This window comes from Glycomyces halotolerans (assembly GCF_054779575.1).
On record NZ_BAAGXZ010000004.1, the window covers coordinates 202,246 to 218,613 of the forward strand.

14 protein-coding genes are annotated in these 16,368 nt (G+C 69.8%); 4 read left to right on the forward strand and 10 right to left on the reverse strand.

Translation table 11 applies throughout. The annotated features are described in order from the left end of the window. Positions 1–43: 43 nt before the first annotated feature. The 7 genes from ACYVL2_RS05810 to ACYVL2_RS05840 form a co-directional block, all read right to left on the reverse strand. Positions 44–1,624, reverse strand: coding sequence for a spermidine synthase (locus tag ACYVL2_RS05810; protein WP_460541117.1), 1,581 nt, complete (start codon positions 1,622–1,624; stop codon positions 44–46). Between the two features lie 10 nt (positions 1,625–1,634). Further along, entirely contained in the window at positions 1,635–2,060 is a 426-nt protein-coding gene (locus ACYVL2_RS05815; RefSeq protein WP_460541119.1) for a DUF350 domain-containing protein, read from the reverse strand. Positions 2,061–2,093: 33 nt separating this feature from the next. After that, on the reverse strand, positions 2,094–2,540 hold the full coding sequence (locus ACYVL2_RS05820) for a DUF4247 domain-containing protein (RefSeq protein WP_460541121.1): 447 nt from the start codon (positions 2,538–2,540) through the stop codon (positions 2,094–2,096). Positions 2,541–2,645: 105 nt separating this feature from the next. Beyond that, a complete protein-coding gene (locus ACYVL2_RS05825) occupies positions 2,646–3,071 on the reverse strand; it encodes a DUF350 domain-containing protein (protein ID WP_460541123.1) in 426 nt (141 codons plus the stop codon). Positions 3,072–3,118: 47 nt separating this feature from the next. Continuing rightward, positions 3,119–3,589, reverse strand: coding sequence for a DUF4247 domain-containing protein (locus ACYVL2_RS05830; RefSeq protein WP_460541125.1), 471 nt, complete (start codon positions 3,587–3,589; stop codon positions 3,119–3,121). Between the two features lie 23 nt (positions 3,590–3,612). Next, complete coding sequence (locus ACYVL2_RS05835) at positions 3,613–4,113, reverse strand: DUF2617 family protein (RefSeq protein ID WP_460541127.1); 501 nt, start codon at positions 4,111–4,113, stop codon at positions 3,613–3,615. Further along, positions 4,110–4,721 carry a DUF4178 domain-containing protein gene (locus ACYVL2_RS05840; protein ID WP_460541129.1) on the reverse strand — a complete coding sequence of 204 codons (612 nt, stop codon included), beginning with the start codon at positions 4,719–4,721 and terminating at the stop codon, positions 4,110–4,112. The genes ACYVL2_RS05835 and ACYVL2_RS05840 overlap by 4 nt, the downstream gene beginning before the upstream one ends. A gap of 156 nt (positions 4,722–4,877) precedes the next feature. Between ACYVL2_RS05840 and ACYVL2_RS05845 the strand changes: the two genes are divergently transcribed. Together ACYVL2_RS05845 and ACYVL2_RS05850 are read left to right on the forward strand one after the other, a co-directional pair. Then, a complete protein-coding gene (locus ACYVL2_RS05845) occupies positions 4,878–9,722 on the forward strand; it encodes an NAD-glutamate dehydrogenase (protein ID WP_460541131.1) in 4,845 nt (1,614 codons plus the stop codon). A gap of 205 nt (positions 9,723–9,927) precedes the next feature. After that, entirely contained in the window at positions 9,928–11,097 is a 1,170-nt protein-coding gene (locus ACYVL2_RS05850) for an ROK family transcriptional regulator (protein ID WP_460541133.1), read from the forward strand. Position 11,098: 1 nt separating this feature from the next. On the opposite strand, the gene ACYVL2_RS05855 is transcribed toward ACYVL2_RS05850, so the two are convergent. Together ACYVL2_RS05855 and ACYVL2_RS05860 are read right to left on the reverse strand one after the other, a co-directional pair. Continuing rightward, entirely contained in the window at positions 11,099–12,103 is a 1,005-nt protein-coding gene (locus tag ACYVL2_RS05855; RefSeq protein ID WP_460541135.1) for an ABC-2 transporter permease, read from the reverse strand. After that, positions 12,100–13,119 carry an ABC transporter ATP-binding protein gene (locus ACYVL2_RS05860; protein WP_460541137.1) on the reverse strand — a complete coding sequence of 340 codons (1,020 nt, stop codon included), beginning with the start codon at positions 13,117–13,119 and terminating at the stop codon, positions 12,100–12,102. Before ACYVL2_RS05860 ends, ACYVL2_RS05855 begins: the two co-directional genes overlap by 4 nt. Positions 13,120–13,247: 128 nt before the next feature. On the opposite strand from ACYVL2_RS05860, the gene ACYVL2_RS05865 reads away from it, so the two are divergent. Further along, positions 13,248–14,039 (forward strand): ABC transporter ATP-binding protein, encoded by a 792-nt coding sequence (locus ACYVL2_RS05865; RefSeq protein WP_460541139.1) that lies wholly within the window; start codon positions 13,248–13,250, stop codon positions 14,037–14,039. A 48-nt stretch (positions 14,040–14,087) separates the two neighbouring features. Continuing rightward, a complete protein-coding gene (locus ACYVL2_RS05870) occupies positions 14,088–15,467 on the forward strand; it encodes an alpha/beta hydrolase (protein ID WP_460541141.1) in 1,380 nt (459 codons plus the stop codon). Here ACYVL2_RS05870 and lipB read toward each other — a convergent pair. Continuing rightward, on the reverse strand, positions 15,464–16,117 hold the full coding sequence (gene lipB / locus ACYVL2_RS05875; RefSeq protein WP_460541143.1) for a lipoyl(octanoyl) transferase LipB: 654 nt from the start codon (positions 16,115–16,117) through the stop codon (positions 15,464–15,466). The two genes, ACYVL2_RS05870 and lipB, sit on opposite strands and share 4 nt — an antisense overlap. Positions 16,118–16,368: the final 251 nt, after the last annotated feature.

Here is a 16,368-nt window from a genome sequence, read left to right on the forward strand (position 1 = left end):
GGGTGAGGTGGTCATCGGTCCATCGTTCGAATCGACCGTCCGATCAGTAATGGCGCCACTCGCTCCGCACGTGGTCGAGGATGACCGGATGCATCAGCGTCGACGGCTCCATGTCCATTCTGGCCCGATCCGGCGCGAAGACCTGGGCCGCCTGCAGCAGTTCCGGCGTCAGGGACCGGAACGGCCCGACGGAGTCGTCCAGCGACAGGTCCGGGGCCGTCCCGTCGGCCGCGACGGCGTGGAACCCCCAGTCGCCGAACGACGGCACCGACACCTGGTACGGCGTCGGCTCGTAACCTGCCTCCTCCAGTGTCGCCGCCACCGTCCAGTACGTCTTCGGCGCGAAGTACGGGGAGCCGCCCTGGACGACCATCCGTCCGGTGGCGTTCAGGCGGTCGGTCGCCATCGAGTAGAACTCGACCGAGTACAGCTTGGCCGTCTCGGTGGCGTCGGGGTCGGGCATGTCCACCACGATCACGTCGTACCGCGCCGCCCGCTCCCGCAGCCAGGTGAAGGCGTCCTCGTTCACCACCCGCACCCTCGGGTCGCCCAAGGCGTCGCCGTTGAGCTCCACCAGGTCGTCGAATTCGCGCGCCAGCTCGGTCACCGCCGGGTCCAGGTCCACGAGAGTCACCGAACCGACGTCGTCGTACCGCAGGATCTCGCGCAGCCCGAGCGCGTCGCCGCCGCCCAGCACCAGGACGTCCTTCCTCGGTCCGTTCATCACCGGATGGACCAGCGCCTCGTGGTAGCGGTATTCGTCTACAGAGGAGAATTGTAGGTCGCCGTTGAGGTACAGCCTGAAATCGGTCTCCCCGAACGGCGACATCGATTCGGTCATGACGATCTGCTGGTAGCGGGTGTCCTCGCTGTAGACGATCGGAGACGAGTAGAGCGCCTGGCGGGCCATCACCTCGAACCGGTCGGTGTACACGAAACCCGCCCCCAGGAGGACGGCGATCGCCCCGGCCGAGAGGGCCACCAGGATCCGGTGCATCCTGGTCAGGTCCCCCCGGAAGACCACGAGCACCAGCACCACGCCGGCGACGGCGTTCACCGCGCCCACCAGGAGCGCCCCCCGGATCTGCCCGAACACCGGCAGCAGCAGGAACGGGAACGCGAGCCCGCCGAGGAGGCCGCCGAGGTAGTCGGCGGCGTTCAGGTCCGCCACGGCCGAACCGGCCGCCTGCTCGCGGATGCGCTGCAGCAGTTCCATCAACAGTGGGATCTCGGCGCCCACCAGCAGTCCGATCGCGGCGGCGACGGCCACCAGCGGGAGGTTGTACAACGGAGTCCACGCGAACGCCGCGTAGAGCAGCAGGACGCTGAAGCCCCCGAGCAGCGCCAGCGCGAGTTCGATGACCGCGAACGACAGGGCCGGGCGCCGCTGCAGCGGTTTCGCCGCCAGGGCGCCCAGGCCCATCGCGAAGACCATGACGCTCAGCACGATCGACGCCTGGGTCGCGGTGTTCCCGACGAGGTAGGCGCCGAGGGTGATGAGCGCGAGCTCGTACACCAGGCCGCACGCGGCCACCACGAAGACCGTCGCCAGCAGCCCGGCCCGGGCCGTCCGGACCCGCCGAGACGCGGGCCGCGTCGGTTCGAGGGCGGCCTGGGAGGTCACTTCGGAACCGTCATGACAGGGCCATGGCGATGACGCCGCCGATCGCGAGGTGCATCGCCGAGTTGACCCAGACGGCAGGTTGGAAGTCCTCGGAGGCGACGATCTCGCCGAGCCTTCCGGGGGTGAGGAAGTCGAGGACCATGAAGGAGACGGCCATCGCCGCCAGGCCGATCACCCCGTACACGAGGGTGGAGACGACGCCTTCGAGGAGCCGGCCTTCGGAGGCCCAGATCGCGCCGACGACGATGAGGCCGACGCCGAGGCTGTTGGAGGCCAGCAGCAGGGCGGCGTTCCGGTTGCGATCGGTCCAGATGAGCTTGCCGAGTCTGCCGGGCGTCAGGAGCTCGACGAGGAAGAAGCCGAGAACCATCAGCACGATGCCGACGGCGCTGTACGCGAGGGCGCCTGCCACGGCGCTGCCGAAGTCTTCGAACATGGGGGGCTGCCTTTCGGGTCGGTCTGGGGGATTCTACTTGCCGGAACCGGGGCCGCCGCCTCGGAACGAGGACGGCGGCGACGCCGACCACCCCCAGGTCCGAACGATGGCGGAGTGGCGGCGGTACCCGTCCTCGTAGTCGTCGAGGAGGATCTTCGAGCCGCCCCGGTACGGGAAGATCGCCACGATGTCGTCGCTGTACTGCAGGTAGTGGTCGTCGCCGTGCCTGCGTTCGTCGAGCGGTTCGGCGGCGTCCGAGATGTCGTCGGCCACGACGCTCGGAGGCGAGTTCGAGGTGTAGGCCCAGCCGTCGCCGACGTCGAGGTCGGAGGCGCGTTCGAACTTGTCGCGGATCGTGTCGGACGGATCGATGTAGCTGGCGCAGGACGCGAGCACGCCGCTCAGACAGAGCAGGACGGTCATCGAGGCGAATCGCCGCATGGGCTTCGCGGCGCCGCCGAGCGTCTCACGGACGTTCAAGGGGGGATCTCCTTGTTCTCCGAGGGGTTCTGGGGCCGGTTCAGCGTAATGAGGCGGTGCAAACGCGAGTACGAATCGGTCTCGGAGGGACGCCGGTCGAGCCGCCTACGACAGGGCCATGGCGATGACGCCGCCGATCGCGAGGTGCATCGCCGAGTTGACCCAGACGGCAGGTTGGAAGTCCTCGGAGGCGACGATCTTGCCGAGCCTTCCGGGGGTGAGGAAGTCGAGGACCATGAAGGAGACGGCCATCGCCGCCAGGCCGATCACGCCGAACACGAGCGTCGAGACGACGCCTTCGAGGAGCCGGCCTTCGGAGGCCCAGATCGCGCCGACGACGATGAGGCCGACGCCGAGGCTGTTGGAGGCCAGCAGCAGGGCGGCGTTCCGGTTGCGATCGGTCCAGATGAGCTTGCCGAGTCTGCCGGGCGTCAGGAGCTCGACGAGGAAGAAGCCGAGAACCATCAGCACGATGCCGACGGCGCTGTAGAGAATCGCACCGGACACGGCGCTGCCGAAGTCTTCGAACATGGAGGGTGCCTTTCATATTGGGCCGGCGAATCGGGCTGGTCGGGCTGTCACTTGCCGCTGCCGGGACCTCCGCCCCGGAACGGCGACGGAGGGGAGGAGGACCATCCCCAGAGGATGAAGATCGAGGAGTGGCGCTGGTAGCCGTCCCTGTAGCCGTCCAAGAGGATCTTGGAGCCGCCGCGGTAAGGCGAGACTTCGACGATGTGCTTGGTGTACTGGAGGTAGTACGATCCGCCCGAGCTGCGTTCGTCGACCGGCTCGGCCTCGTCCTCGATCCGGTCGGCCACGATGCTCGGCGGCGACGCCGAGGTGTAGGCCCGGCCGTTGCCCTCGTCGAGGTTCGAGGCCCGCTGGTAGTTGCTCTGGATCGTCCCGGTGGGATTGCTGAAGTTCGAGTTCGCCGCCACCAGGCCGCCGCAGCACAGCACCGCCACTATGCCGATCGCCAGCCAGTGCTTCCAGTTCATGCCGTTCCCGGGTCGTCCGCCGGGCTGCCGCGTCTGGTGCTGGTTGTACATCAGGGTCGTCCTTCGGGGCTCGTTCAGCCTATGGGCTCCACGGCGGAGGTCGTGGTGACGATCTCGCCGTGCTGGGGGTAGGTGTGGACGGTCCGCCACTGCAGCGGGGCGGCGCCGCTGATCTCCAGCGCCGTGACCGCGTCGGCGTCGTCGCCGAAGACGCCGATGAGCAGGTCTTCCTCGTCGCCGCGCTCGCGCAGGGCGCGGACCCGCGCCCGCAGTTCGGGGACGGCCAGGCGGTCGACGCGGCACCGGTAGCGGTGCCGCCAGGTGCCGACCCGCCGGCTGAACGCCTCCGGCAGGTCTGGGGCGAGGTCGTCGCGGTAGGCGAGGGTCTCGGCGATGAGGCCGTCGGGGGTGGCGACCACGGCTTGGTGGCTCGCGCCGAGCAGGCGCAGCGACAGCCGCAGCGGACCGGCGTCGCGGTCCATCTGGTCGAGGACGGGCATGGAGGGGGCGTCGGGCCTGAACGTCAGCGACTCCGCCGAGACGTCGACGTACGGCACCTCTAGTGAAGTGATCAAGATTCGTTCTGGTGGTAGATGGTGATCTGGTTGCGGTCCAAGGTGAGTCCCTTCGCCAACTCCCATTTGCCGCCGTCGCCGAAGGCCTCGAAGGAGAGCTTCTGGCCGTCGGGGCCCTCGTAGTCGTGGTAGCGGACCGTGCCGGTCGGGTCCAGACCCGTGGTCGCCTCGCTGGTGTAGCGGGCGGTGCCCCGCTCGTCGGAGCGGTAGGACACCCCTTCGAGGCTCAGTTCCTTGGGTCCCGGCTGCAGGTCGGAGCCGGTGACCTCCTCCCACAGCACCAGCTCGAGGTCGGGGTCGGCCTCGACCGACAACCAGCGCTTGACGCCCGTTCCGGTGTCCAGGAAGTGCTCGGCCCACGAGTAGCCGCCCTCGTTCAGCCGGAGCGATCCGCGCACCGCGAGGGTCTTGCCGTAGGCCTCGACGAGGTCGCCGGCCTTGACGCGCCTGGGGTCGCCTCGCAGCACGTCGGCGTCGGCGTCCGCGAACGGGTCGGTCGGAACGGGGGGTGCGACGTTCTCCTCGCGCGTGTCCCTGCCTCGCTTCCACATCCGCCAGGCGACGAACGCGACGACGGCGAGCAGCACGATCAGCAGGACCGCGAGCATGGATGCCACCTTAGGGTTCGGGGGACGGGTTCCTCGATCACTCTAGTCGGCTCCGGCACGTTCGTGTAACCCCGGAGACGCATGGGGACCGTAGGATCTACGGTGGAGGCGGCTCACAACGTGGTGGGCCGAGTCGATTCGAGCTGGAGACAAGACGTGTTGGCGTTCATCGGTGACGAAGAGTTCCGCGAAACCCTCCCCGATCGGGGGGAACTCCTGAACGAAGCGGCCGGCCTCGCCGGCTCGGACACCTCACTGGCCGGACTGGTAGAGCTCTACTGGGGCCTGGTCGCCGACGACGACATCGTCGGCCGCAGCGCCGCCGAGCTGTTCGAGACCACCGCCCGCCACCGCCGTCTCGCCGAGACCCGCCGCCCCGGCGAGGTCCGCCTCGAAGTCGACTGCCCCGAGGACCGCGACGGCCCCGACGCCGCCGCGAACACCCGCGTGGACGTCGTCTGCGACGACTCGCCGTTCCTGGTCGACTCGCTGATGGGCCTGTTCACAGGCCACGGCATCGACATCAACGTGTTCGTGCACCCGATCGTGCCGGTCGAGCGCGACGGGGAGGGCCGGCTGCTCCGGGCCCCGGCAGAGGGCGGCCGCCACGAGTCCTGGATGCACATCGAACTGCAGCGCGTGGCCGACCCGGAGTTCCTCTCGCTGCTCGAGTCGGAGATCATCGCGGTCCTCGACGACGTCCGGGCCTGCGTCTCGGACTGGAAGCCGATGCGCGCCAAGGCCCTCCAGATCGCCGACGACCTCGAGCGGAACCCGGCGCCGCCGGTGCCGGACAAGGACGTCAGCGACACCGTGGAACTGCTGCGCTGGCTGGCCGACGACAAGTTCACCTTCCTCGGATTCCGGCAGTACAAGCTCTCCGGCGAAGGCGCCGACGCCGCGCTGGTGCCGCTGGAGGAGACCGGTCTGGGCCTGCTGGCCAAGGCCCCGGTCGCCCCCCGGCTGCTCTCGACGTTCAACGCCGACGCGCGCGGCCAGATCGGCACCAAGCGGCTGCTGGTGATCACCAAGTCGAACGCCCGCTCGACGGTCCACCGGACCTCCTTCATGGACTACATCGGCGTCAAGACCTTCGACGCCGACGGCGAACCGGACGGCGAGCTGCGGTTCCTGGGCCTGTTCACCTCCGCGGCGTACCTGTCGTCGGTGACCGAGCTGCCGGTGGTGCGGCGCAAGGTCGAGGAGGTCCTGGAGCGATCCGGGGTGACCCCGTCCTCGCACTCCGGCAAGGACCTGGTCACGGCCCTGGAGACCTACCCGCGCGACGAGCTGTTCCAGGCCCGTACCGACGACCTCTTCCACACCGCCATGGGCGTGCTCCGGCTCGCCGGCCGGCGGCGCCTGCGGCTGTTCCTGCGCCGCGACGTCTACGGGCGCTTCTACTCGTGCCTGGTGTATTTGCCGCGCGACCGGTTCAACACCGACAACCGCATCAAGATCCAGGAGATCCTCTACCGCCGACTCGGCGGCATCGGCGTCGACTACGACACCCGGGTCACCGAGTCGGTCCTGGCCAGGCTGCATTTCGTCATCCGCATCGACCCGTACGCCGAGACCGAGCCGGTCGACGTCGACGCCGTCCAGGCCGAACTGGCCGAGGCCACGCGGTCGTGGGACGCCGACCTGTCGCTGCAGCTCGACCACCACGTCGGCGAGGGGCAGGCCCGGGCCCTGTACCGGGCCTATGTCGACGCCTACCCGGCCGCCTACAAGGCCGAGCACTCGCCGATCGACGCCGCCAAGGACATCGCCAAGCTCGAGATGCTCCGCGAGAGCGGCGACATGGAACTGCAGCTGTTCCGCCGCGGCGGCGACGACGCCGACGTCCACTTCAAGATCTACTCGTTCGAGGAGCCGGTGGGCCTCTCGGAGGCGCTGCCGGTGCTCAAGCACCTCGGCGTCACCGTGGGGGAGGAGCGGCCGTACCACATCAGCCGCGCCGACGGCATCGTCTACCTGCACGACTTCAAACTCGTCCTGCCCGGAGAGGCCGCCCAGTTGGTGCCGAAGCTGCGGGTCCGCTTCGAGAACGCCTTCCGCGCCGCCTGGACCGGCGAGGCCCAGTCCGACCAGTTCAACGAGCTGGTCATCACCGCGGGCCTCACCTGGCGGCAGGTCGTCATCCTGCGGGCCCTGTCGAAGTACATGCGCCAGTGCGGCTTCGTGTTCTCCCAGGACTTCATCGCCAGCACGCTCGTCGCCCACCCGGAGATCGCCTCCTCGCTGGTGAAGCTGTTCGAGGCCCGCTTCGACCCGCGCGTCGGCGACGACCGCGACACCGCCGTCGACCGGATCGACCGGTCGCTGGCCGAGCAGCTCGACGCGGTCCCGAGCCTGGACGCCGACCGGATCCTGCGGGCCTTCCTGACGCTCATCCGCGCGACGCTGCGGACCTCGTACTTCCAGAAGGCCGCCTCGGGACGACCCAAGGAGTACGTCTCGTTCAAGTTCAACGCCCGCGAGATCGACTTCCTGCCGCGGCCGCGCCCGATGTTCGAGGTGTTCGTCTACTCCCCGCACTTCGAGGGCGTCCACATGCGATACGGAAAGGTCGCGCGCGGCGGCCTGCGCTGGTCGGACCGGCGCGAGGACTTCCGCACCGAGATCCTCGGACTGGTCAAAGCCCAGGAGGTCAAGAACACCGTCATCTCGCCGGTAGGCGCGAAGGGCGGATTCGTGCTCAAGCGCACCGGTTTCCCCGACCGGGCCGCGTTCCAGGCCGAAGGCGTGAAGCGGTACCGCGAGTTCATCTCCGCGCTGCTGGACATCACCGACAACCGCGACGTCGACAACGCCGTCGTGCCGCCGCCCGGCGTCGTCCGCCACGACGGCGACGACCCGTACCTCGTCGTCGCCGCCGACAAGGGCACCGCGACGTTCTCCGACATCGCCAACGAGGTCGCCGCCTCCTACGGCTTCTGGCTCGGCGACGCCTTCGCCTCCGGCGGCTCGGTCGGCTACGACCACAAGAAGATGGGCATCACCGCCCGCGGCGCCTGGGAGTCGGTGAAGCGGCACTTCAGAGCCATGGACGTGAACACCCAGACGCAGGACTTCACCGTCGTCGGCATCGGCGACATGTCCGGCGACGTGTTCGGCAACGGGATGCTCCTGTCCGAGCACATCCGCCTCGTGGCCGCGTTCAACCACCTGCACATCTTCATCGACCCGAACCCGGACGCCGCGGTCTCCTTCGCCGAGCGGCGCCGCCTTTTCGAACTGCCCCGCTCCACCTGGGCCGACTACGATCCGGCGCTCATCTCCGAAGGCGGCGGCGTGTGGGAACGCTCGGTCAAGTCCGTCCCGGTCTCGCCCGAGGTCCGCGCCGCGCTCGGCCTCGACGACGACGTCAAGGACATGACCCCGCCCGAGCTGATCCGCGCCATCCTCAAAGCTCCCGTCGACCTGCTGTGGAACGGCGGCATCGGCACCTATGTGAAGGCCGGCTCGGAACCGCAGGCCGCCGCCGGCGACAAGGCCAACGACGCCGTCCGCGTCGACGGATCCGACCTCCGCTGCAAGGTCGTCGGCGAGGGCGGCAACCTCGGCTTCACGCAGCTGGGCCGCATCGAGTACGCCCACACCGGCGGGCCCGACGGATCGGGCGGGCGGATCAACACCGACTTCATCGACAACTCCGCCGGCGTCGACACCTCCGACCACGAAGTCAACATCAAGATCCTGCTGCGCTCGGCGGCGCTCGCCGGACGGATCGACCCCGAGCGCCGCGACAAGCTGTTCATGGACATGGCCGACACCGTCGCCGACATGGTCCTGGCCGACAACTACGGCCAGAACATCGCCCTGGCCAGCGCCGCGCACCTCAACGTGCGGCTCCTGCCGGTCCACGTGCGCCTCATGAAATACCTCGAGCAGCACGTCGGACTCGACCGCGAGATCGAGGGACTGCCCGGCGACAAGCAGCTCAAGGAGCGCAGCTCCGCCGGACAGGGACTGACCGGCCCCGAGCTGTCGGTGCTGCTGTCCTACGTCAAGATCTGGGCCAAGCGCGCCGTCCTCGACTCGGAACTGCCCGACGAGCGGTGGACCGAGCCGATCCTGCGCGAGTACTTCCCCGAACCGCTGCGCCGCGACTACGCCGATCTGATGGCCGCGCACCCGCTGCGCCGCGAGATCGTCACGACCGCGGTGGTCGGCGAGGCGGTCAACCGCGGCGGCACCAGCTTCCTGTTCCGCATCTCCGACGAGACCAACGCCGACGTCGTCGACGTCGTGCGCGCCTATGTGGTCATCCGCGACGCCTTCGGCCTGCCGGAGCTGTGGCGGCGCATCGAGGAGCTCGACAACCGGGTCCCGCAAGCCGCGCAGATCTCGGCGCTGCTGGTCATCCGCCGGCTGCTCGACCGGGGCGTGCGCTGGATCCTCCAGCACCGCCGCGGCCCGCTCGACGTCGCCGGCGAGATCGCGCGGCTCCGGCCCGGACTGGCCGTGCTCCAGCCGAAGCTGCCCGAACTGCTCGTCGACTCCGAGGCGGTCGGCTTCGAACGGTTCTGCACCGAGCTGGCCGAGAAGGGCATGCCCGCCGGTCTCGCGGTCGACGCCTCGGCGCCGATCTTCGGGTTCGGCCTGGTCGACGTCGTCGAGTGCTCGCGCCTGATGGGCACGAACCCGTTCGAGACCGCGCAGGTCTACTACGGCATCGCCGCCAGGCTCCACACCGACGAGGTCCTCAACCAGATCTCGGCGCTGCCGAGGCGCAACCGCTGGCAGACGCTGGCCCGCTCGGCGCTCCGCTACGACATGTACAGCGCGATGGCGGCGCTGACGACCAGCGCCGTCCAAGCCAAGCCGGGCCTGAGCCCCCAGGAGGCGGTCGAGGCCTGGTACGAGCGCAACCACGACGAGGTCGAGCGCATCCACGCCGCCGTCGAGGAGGCCGGGCACTCGAGCGAGAAGCTCGCGGTGCTGTCGGTCGCGCTGCGCCAGATCCGCGGTCTGGTCGAGACCGAATCGGATTGAGTCCGATCCCCGCGCGCGCACCTGGCGTGAGCGCGACGTGCACGCCTAGGCGGTGTTCGAGGACCCCTGACGGCCGCTATCCGGCCGATTTGCCCGCTCGCCGCGTTGTCGGCCTTGCGAGCGAACGAATCGACTCGGATACCGACTCGCCGGGGGTCCTCAAACACCGCCTAGTGGATAATGTTGGCTCGGAGGAGCTGATCGAATGCCGAAGAGCCACACCCCAGGGGTGCCCAAGCTGCTGCGGGTCCTCAACGACCAGGCGGCGCTCAAGCTGCTGCTCGACGAGGGGCCGCAGACCCGGGCGCAGCTCGCGGAGCGGACCTCGATGTCGAAGGTCACCGCCTCGCAGATGATGGAGCGGCTCCAGAGCCGGGGACTGGTCGAGGTCGTCGGCTCCAAGTCGGGCGGCCGCGGCCCCAACGCGTCGCTGTACGCGGCGGTGCCGTCGTTCGCCTACATCGTGGGCGTCGAAATCGGACCGTCCAGTGCGAACGGCGCCTGCGCCGACTTCACCGGCCGGATCGTCGGCCGCGCCCAGGCGACGGTGGAGGGCTCGACCGATCCGGTCGCGGTGGTGCGCAGGGTCGTCCTCGACGCGGTCGAGGCCGCCGGCGTCGAGATGGGCAAGGTCGCCCGCATCGTCCTGGGGACCCCGGGAGTCATCGACCCGGCCACCGGCGAGATCGGGTTCTCCTGGGACCTGCCCGCCTGGCACCGCGGTCTGCTCACCGCGTTGAACGAGGAGCTCCCCCCCGAGGTCACGATCGAGAACGACGTGAACCTCGCCACCGTCGCCGAGCAGCGCTCGGGCGCCGCCGGAGGCGCCTCCGACTTCGTCTACGCCTGGTACGGCCGCGGTCTCGGCCTGGGCGTCATCCTCGGCGGCCAGCTGCACCGCGGCGCGACCGGCGCCGCCGGCGAGATCGGCTTCCTGCCCGTCCCCGGGGGCGAACTGCCCACCGGCGGGGTCGTCACTCGGCTCTCCCAAGGCTCCTATCAGCGCGTCATCGGCGGCGCGGCCGTGCTGGAGGTCGGCGCCAAGCACGGCTTCGAAGGCGCCGAGCCGGCCGACGTGGTCGCCGCGGCCGTCGCCGCCGGCGAAGCCGGAGCGGCCTGCCTCGACGAGGTCGCCAAAGGCATCGCCCTGGGCATCGTCGCCTCCTGCGTGCTGCTCGATCCGACCGTCGTCGTCCTCGGCGGGCCGGTCGGCTACGCCGGCGGGCTGGACCTGGCCGGGCGCGTGGCCGCCCAGACCGTCCAGCTCGCGCCGGTCAACCCGAGCGTGGTGGCCGGCACGGTCGCCGACGAGCCCGTGATCCGAGGAGCGATCCTCCTGGGACTGGACGCCGTCCGCGCCGGCCTCTTCGAGTGAGTCAGCCGACGTCGCGTCTGGCGAACGCGACCGTCGCCAGGGCCGCGAACACTGCGACGATCGAGCCCAGCAGCAGGCCGGCGTCCGTCGCCGTCAGCGTCATCGTCTCCTCGACCTGACCGCTCCAGTCGTGCAGCGTCGTGCTGCCCTGCAGCCAGGCGTCCACCCACGTGTAGAGCGAGAACCGGTCGGGGAACTTGACTTGGAGCGCGAAGCCCGCCAGGCGCACCAGCAGGTCGCCGATGATGAGGTATCCGGCGATGACGCCGCCGGCGATCGCGGTGTGGCGGCCGAGCATCGCCAGGGACGCCCCCAGCAACGTCATGCCCAGCGAGAGCGCCAGCGCCCGCGTGAACTGCGCGAGCGTTGCCTGCCACCAGTTCGCGTCGAGTGTTCCGACCTCGCCTCGGAGGGCCGCGGTCAGGTACAGCAGCCCGAACCCGATCACCAGCGTCGCCACGACCGCGGCGGCGCAGACGCTGAACGCCGCGGCGAGCTTCGCGCCCCACACGCGCATCCGGGCCGGGTGCCACACCAGCAGGTTCGCCATGCCGCCGCTCGACCACTCCGCGCCGATCAGCGAGGAGGCCAGCAGCATCGTGAGCAGTCCCGCGACGACCGCGAAGGCGGTGAGCATCCCGACCGCCTCGGTGTCGAACTCGAAGGTGTAGATGTAGACGAAGTCCTCGGCCCGGGCGTCGGACCAGAAGAACTCCGCGCACAGGTCCTCATGCGACATGTCCCCGAGCATCGGGTCGTCCTCGACCCAGGACCACTCGGGATCGTCCGCGAAGTAGTCCTCGTCGGCGACGCAGGCGCTGTACTCGGCGTTGATCTGGTCGGCCTGCGCCTGGCCGGCGGCCAAGTCGGCCTCGGTGGGGGCGGTCTTGGAGTTGACGAACATCAAGACGGTGAACAGCAGCAGCCCGGCGAACGCGCAGATCCCGAAGATCAGCGTCAGGCGGCGGCGGAGGAATCGGTGGAGCTCGGCCTGGTACAGGTTCACTGGTCGCCTCCGGTGGGCACGTTGATCTCGGCAGGGGCCGCCGCGTTCGGGGCCGGCTGTCCGACCTGGACGGGCTGGCCGGCCTGCGGGGCGGTGCCGGTCAGCTCCAGGAACACCGACTCGAGGTTCTTCGTCTCGGTGGTCAGCTCCGTGAGGTAGAGCTCCTCGTCGGCCAGGGTCTTGGTGACCCAGGCCGCGTCGGGCGCGCCGGCCACCAGGAGCCGGTCGGCCTCGGCGGTGACCGAGACGCCGTCGCCGGCGGCGACGATGGCCTCGACGGCGGGCGTGATCTGCGCCGGGTCGGCGAAGCGGACGCTCAGCTGGGCCCCGGAGTGGCCGGCGATGATGTCGGCGACCTTGCCGTCGACGATGCGCCGTCCTCGGGAGACGATCGTCATGGTGTCGCACAGCTGCTGCACCTCGGAGAGGAGGTGCGAGGAGACGACGACGGTGACGCCCTGCTCGTGGGCCAGCCACTGGAGCAGCGCCCGCATGTGGTGGATCCCGGCCGGGTCGAGGCCGTTGGCCGGCTCGTCGAGGATCAGGAGCTCGGGCTGCTTCAGGAGCGCCTGCCCGACCGCCAGGCGCTGGCGCATGCCGAGCGAGTAGCCCTTGACCGACTGCCGCGCCTGATCGCGCAGGCCGACCTGTTCGAGGACCTCGTCGACGCGCTGCCTGCTCACGCCGACGCTCTCGGCGAGCAGCTGCAGGGTCAGGCGTCCGGAGAAGTGCTTGAAGAACTGCGGGGACTCCACGACCGCGCCGATGCGGGAGACGACGTGGGGGAGTCGCGCGGGGGTCTCCTCGCCGAAGATCCGCATCGTGCCGCCGTCGGTGCCGATGAGCCCGAGGAGTGCGCGAAGTGTGGTGGTCTTTCCCGAACCGTTGGGTCCCAGGAATCCGTGGACCTCGCCGGTGGACACCTCCATGTCGAGGCCGTCCAAGGCGTTGTGGGGCTGGCGCAAGCGTTTCCGATAGGTCTTGCGCAGCCCCGATATCTCGATGACTGGGGCCATGGGCTCACTTTCTCAACAGGAACACCCTGAGTAGAGGAATACCGGGAGTATACGGGGTATAGTGTCGTGCCTCCGGCCGGTACGGCCGGAGGCGAACCCCCAGATCGCGCCGTGGTTTCATTGATCCCGTGGCACAGTCAGAACGCGTCCTCGACCTGTCCGGCGTCACCGTCCGGCGCGGCGGCAACCAGCTTCTCGACAAGGTCGATTGGCAAGTCGACGCCGACCAGCGGTGGGTCGTCCTCGGCCCCAACGGCGCCGGAAAGACGACCCTGCTCAACCTAGCGGCGGCCCGCAACCATCCGACCTCGGGAACGGTCGAGATCCTCGGCGAGCGTCTCGGTGCGGTCGACGTGTTCGAACTGCGTCCGCGCATCGGGCTGACCACCACCGCGATCGCCGAGTCGATCCCCGGCGGGGAGACGGCCGTCGACGTCGTCCGCACAGCCGCCTGGGCCCGCGTCGGACGCTGGCGCGAGGACTACGACGAGATCGACGACGAGCGCGCCCACTCGCTGCTGCGCTGGCTCGGCATCGCGGGGATGGCCGACCGGCGGTACGCGACCCTCTCCGAAGGAGAGCGCAAGCGCGTCCTGATCGCCCGCGCCCTCATGACCGACCCCGAACTGCTCATGCTCGACGAACCCGCCGCCGGACTCGACCTCGGCGCCCGCGAGGCCCTGGTCGCGACCCTCTCCGGACTGGCCTCGGACCCGGACTCGCCGGCGCTGATCCTGGTCACCCACCACGTCGAGGAGATCCCGCCGGGGTTCACCCACGCGCTGGTCCTCTCGGCCGGCGGCGTCGTCGCCGCCGGACCCATCGGCGAGGCGCTGACCGCCGAGACCCTCTCCAAGGCATTCGGTCTCCCGCTCACCCTCAGCGCCAACGGCAGTCGCTATACCGCCGTCGCGGCATAACGACAGGACCGCTCGCATTCGGTCCGGGCCTCGGCTACGCTGTTGCCCGTGAGACTCCGGTGGTGGCGTGCATCCAGCCTGTTCGCGGCCGCGTCGATGGCACTGGTGTACGTGGCCGGCATCACTCAACTCGGGGAGGCAGAGGCCGAACCCGTCCAGGCCGTCCCCGTGCTCGCCGGCGACGTCAGCGATGAATTGGCGGCCCTGGAGGCCGCGGCGCCCCTGTCCGCCGACGACCCCGGCGCCGTCTTCGAAGCCGCCGTCAGCGATCCCGAGCTGGCGGCCGGGCTGGTCGCGGCCCGGCCCGATCCCGACGCGGGCGAGCTGCCGTCGGCGCTGGCCGAGCTCGCCGACGGCATCGGCCGCTTCGACCCGGTCGAAGTGGGGGAGTTCTTCGCCGACCTCGGCGAAGAGACCACCGCGTGGCTCTCGGTCGTGTACCCCTCGGTGATCGGCGACCTCCCGGGCGCGCCGTTCGAGGCCCGCATGACCGCCAACCGGATCGTCCTCGAAGCCTCCACCGCCGACTCGACCGAGTTCGACAGTCCCGAGCGGCCGTGGAACGCCGGCGTGGAGCGCCCGCCCCGCGCCGAGCTCGAGGCGCTGCTCGACTCGGATCGGCGGTTCGTCCACCTTGACCCCTACAACAACGCCGGCGAGGGCTCATGGATCGAGGTCGTCGGCGACCTGGAGACGGCCGAGACGGTGACCGTCCTGGTCCCCGGCGGATCGGCGGTGCTCTCCAGCGCCAACTTCGGCCTCTACCACCGCCGCGCCGAGAGCTTCGTCGAAGCGGCCGACGGCGAGTTGGCGATCGTGGTCTGGGCCGGCGCCTCCTGGCCGTCCGGATGGATCGAGGAGTCGTGGGCCTCATGGGCGGCGGTCGCCGCCGACAGCCTGGCCTCGTTCACCTTCGACCTGCGCGCACAGATCGGCGACGACGTGCCGATCACCCTCGCCGGGCACTCCTACGGCGGCGCGGTCATCGGCCTGGCCGAGACCGACGAGCTCGACGTCGACCGGGTCCTGCACATCGCCTCGGCCGGCATGGGCAACGACGTCTACGAAGTCGACGCGCTCAGCGACCCGTGCCGTCCGCGCTACTCGATCACCGCTCCGGGCGACCCGATCTCGTGGGTGCAGGGCATGCCGTACGTGCCGCTGCTGGGCCACGGCGCCGACCCGGACGACTTCCCCGGCGTCAAGAACCTGTACCCCGGCCACCTGCCGGACGCCGCGGACGCGGTCGACGACTACGGGGTCCGGCTGGTCGAGCGCGGCATCTCCGGCAAGGCGGTGGAGGGCGTCCACTCCCACTCGGAGGTCTTCTACCCGGGGTCGGACGCCTGGGAGAACATCCTCGCGGTCATGCTCGGCCGCGAACCGGCACTGGCCGACGAGCAGCCCGACCCGATCGCGTCCTGTTAATCCTCGAGCAGCAGCGGCAGGTGCTTCTCGACCACGGGGACGACCTCCTCGACGGTGACCTCGCGGCCCAGCTCGGACGAGAGGCTGGTGACCTCGGCGTCGGTGATCGCGCACGGCGCGATCCGGTCCCAGGCGGTCATGTCCGGGTTGCAGTTCAGCGCGAAGCCGTGCATCGTCGTCGCCCAGCGCACCCGCACGCCGATCGCGCAGATCTTGCGCTCGGGGCCCGAGTCGTCGGCCGGGAGCCACACGCCGGTGCGGTCGCGCAGCCTCCCGCGCGCCGAGTCGACGCCGAACTCCCTGCAGACCGCGACGATCACGTCCTCGAGGCGCCGCACGTAGCCGACCACGTCGACCTTCTTGCGCATCTTGATGATCGGGTAGCCGACCAGTTGCCCCGGCCCGTGCCAGGTGATCTGGCCGCCGCGGTCGACGGTGACCACCGGGGTGCCGTCCTGCGGCAGCGCCCAGGTCTCGGTGCGCCTCCCGGCGGTGTAGACGCTAGGGTGCTGGAGCAGGAGCACCGTGTCGCCGATCTCGTCGTCGATGCGCCGCTGCTGCAGCTCCTTCTGGTAGTCCCAGGCCTCCTGGTACTCGACCAGTCCTCGCTTCTCGACGGTGATCCCCGGAGTCTCCACTGACGCGGTCATGCCTTAGACATTAATGCGCGCCCGGTGGGGGTACAACGATTGCTGTGCAACTCACCGATGTCCGGCGAAAGTCGCCCGCGTTGGCAACATAACGGTTCGGCTACTATGTGGCGTCATCACGGTGTGTACGCCTGTTGTTGTGGATGTGGCGTCGTAGAGTGCTTTCATCCCCCACGGCGTGGCAGGGCCGCGCCTCGCGAACTCGAGTGAGGCGGGCTCGCAAGCCGGAAATCTGCACGGCCAGTGCCCGC